The sequence below is a fragment of the Streptomyces sp. NPDC031132 genome (assembly GCF_055570595.1).
Map to the genome: position 1 here is coordinate 1 of NZ_JBVIGX010000084.1, position 2,616 is coordinate 2,616.

Sequence of the window (2,616 nt, forward strand, 5' to 3'; positions counted from 1 at the left end):
CGGTACGGAACTTGAACACGATGCCTTCCAGCACCTGACGGTGATCACGCCACCGGCCACGGGCACGGCCCACCGGCGGCAACAACGGCGCGATCACCGCCCACGCGGCATCAGACAATTCAACTTCCCTCACCACCGGACCAACGATGCGATGATCGGCAAGACACCCCCTAGTGCAGGCGGCCCCCTGTTGGTCCCCGACCCGCAGTTCGGTCGGCGCAACGTCCACCGGCACCCGCCCCGCGGGGACCGCAGCCCGCCCCCGTCCTCGTCCGCCTCGCGGCCGGCCGGCCGCGGTATGGCAGAAGTGGCGCGCATCCACGCTGCTGTGAGTGTGCCGGCGATCCCGGCTTCTTGTTCGGAGCTTGGGTGTCAGTGGTTGCCGGGCATGCGGTACGGCTGGGCGCCGACGTCACGTCGGGCACCGCGGTCGCGGGCGCCCGAGGCGGCAGCCAGGGCAAGGAGGGTGGCGATGACGCCGACGATCAGATTGCTGGTGATCGACCGGGTCTGCGCGACATCACCAGTGACGACCCACGGTGCCACGCAGGTCCAGACCCCGATGGCGGCCGCTGCCCAGGCCATGGAATGCGTGCGCTCGTAGGAATTGCCGAGACCGCCGAGCAACAGCATGTAGGTGATGCCGCAGATGAGGTTGGTGACGGCCAAAGTGATGGAGTCGTTGAAACCGGCGATCCAGGGAGACGCGGCCAGGTAGAGACCCGCCAGCAGCGCGAGAGCCTCGACCATCTGCGCACGCGGCGTCGCCGCCGCACGGTCGTGCCGGGCCCGCAGCTCCACCAAGTCAGGGTGCTCCTCGATCGGAGCACGGTGAGTGAATGCCATGATGACCTCCGCAACAGGAGAGATGTGCCGCCCACCGCCTACCCATAAAGAAGCCGTAAATCTGGCAAAGTTGGATTTGCGTGCACATTTGCCACAAACCGACATGCCGGTACCCTCCTCTGGCGGTCACTTTCCCTGGCCCCCTGAAGAGGAGGTCGTGGCGCCTGGCCTTGGACCTCACTCAGTCGTGATCTCCAGGCGGCGGTGGTGTTGCCAACGGGCCACGACGGCTTGCCTTCCGCTCACCGGCCCTAAAGGCCCAACCCCCTCATCCCGACCGAGCGTGACTCATAAGCCGACAGGGCCAATGGCCACCCGGTGAAGCGGGCGCCAGCCAGCTCTGAACTTAACCATTTGCACGCGGAGTGTAGAGGCGTACACATGGGGTGAAAGTCACAGCGAAACGGCCCCGCCCTCCTGAGAGGGGGAGCCGTTTTCGAGGAAAGGGATCGTTCAGGCGTGGCGGTGGTGACGGTTGCCAATGGCGAGCCGGTAGATGGCGAGGAGAATGACCGAGCCTATGATCGCGGCGATCCAGGTGGAAAGGTCGAAGAAGCCGTCGATGGAGTCGACGCCGAAGATGACCTTGCCGAGCCAGCCGCCGAGCAGACCGCCCGCGATGCCGATCAGCATCGTGATGATGACGCCGCCCGGGTCCTTGCCGGGCATCAGGGCCTTCGCGATGAAGCCCGCGAGCAGGCCGATCAAGATCCAGCCAATGATGCCCATGCGCTTCTCCTACCTCGATGAATAAAGCCGGTGTTAACCCCCGTCTTCACCGGATCGAGAATTTCAAACGCCCGTTCTCCTTGATCATGGCTTGCTGCATTCGGCTCCATGGCCGACCGGGCGCGAGTCCTACGTACTAGCAGGCCACCCGGGTGAGGTCGGCCGGGCCCCGGCGACCGGGTAGCACCAGTGGTGGCTGCAGGGCGCTCTTCCTGGTAACCACAAACGGGGAAGCCAAGCCTCGAGCCGAAGACCAGCGGGCACCCATCGCGACCACCTCCCCATGGGGAAACGTGACCACACAGGTGGGGAGTTACGTGACACTCAAACCATCGGACTTGGGGAATTGCGTGACCGTCGACACCGGCACTCGCTCCGTCTTCACCCTCACCCCTGGCTATACCTTCACCCCCTGAAACCCGCCCGATCCGGGCATCCCCCGCCACGCACGAGCGGTCAGTGCGACGTGCGTGGCACGCCGCCGACGGCGTAATGAAGCCAGACACCCGATACGAGGACGAGGCTGGTCCCGTGTGTGTTCGTGGCCGCGCGGAACAGGGGTACGGATGGAGCTACCCGACCTGTGCGATCTGTGCCGGGAAGCGATCTTCCCCGGCTAAGCCGCATACGCGCGGGTGAAAGACTCGTCCTACGGCGATCCCCTCGACCCCGCGCAGGACGGGAACCGGCTGGTGATCGCCTGCTGCGCGGAACACTTGGGCGAACTCCAGCAGCACTACCGTCGGCGCCCCTTCACCAACGAAGAACTGTGGACGGTGAAGATCGACCGCGCGATGCGCCGGCACCCAGAAGGCCTCAGTCTCGAGCAACTCGCGAAGGAAACCGGACTCAATGCCCTCCAGATCGAGGCCGCTGCCGGCTGGCAACTGCGTGGCGGCACGCCCTGCCCATGACCCAGACATCCCACGGCCCTACGCCGCATGGTGGCGGGGGGGGGGGGGGGGGGGGGGGGGGGGGGGGGGGGGGGGGGGGGGGGGGGGGGGGGGGGGGGGGGGGGGGGGGGGGGGGGGGGGGGGGGGG

Annotated in this window: 4 protein-coding genes; 1 reads left to right on the forward strand and 3 read right to left on the reverse strand. The window is 66.8% G+C overall.

Annotated features, from left to right (window positions below):
• The 3 genes from ACZ49B_RS39090 to ACZ49B_RS39100 all read right to left on the reverse strand — a co-directional run.
• A partial coding sequence (locus ACZ49B_RS39090; protein WP_468316075.1) for a transposase occupies positions 1-322 on the reverse strand: 322 nt, incomplete at its 3' end.
• Between the two features lie 50 nt (positions 323-372).
• Positions 373-846: an SPW repeat protein gene (locus ACZ49B_RS39095; RefSeq protein ID WP_468316078.1), complete on the reverse strand. Its 474-nt coding sequence runs from the start codon at positions 844-846 to the stop codon at positions 373-375.
• A 453-nt stretch (positions 847-1,299) separates the two neighbouring features.
• Positions 1,300-1,575 (reverse strand): GlsB/YeaQ/YmgE family stress response membrane protein, encoded by a 276-nt coding sequence (locus ACZ49B_RS39100; protein ID WP_468316080.1) that lies wholly within the window; start codon positions 1,573-1,575, stop codon positions 1,300-1,302.
• Between the two features lie 635 nt (positions 1,576-2,210).
• Between ACZ49B_RS39100 and ACZ49B_RS39105 the strand changes: the two genes are divergently transcribed.
• Complete coding sequence (locus tag ACZ49B_RS39105; protein ID WP_468316083.1) at positions 2,211-2,489, forward strand: hypothetical protein; 279 nt, start codon at positions 2,211-2,213, stop codon at positions 2,487-2,489.
• Positions 2,490-2,616 lie beyond the last annotated feature (127 nt).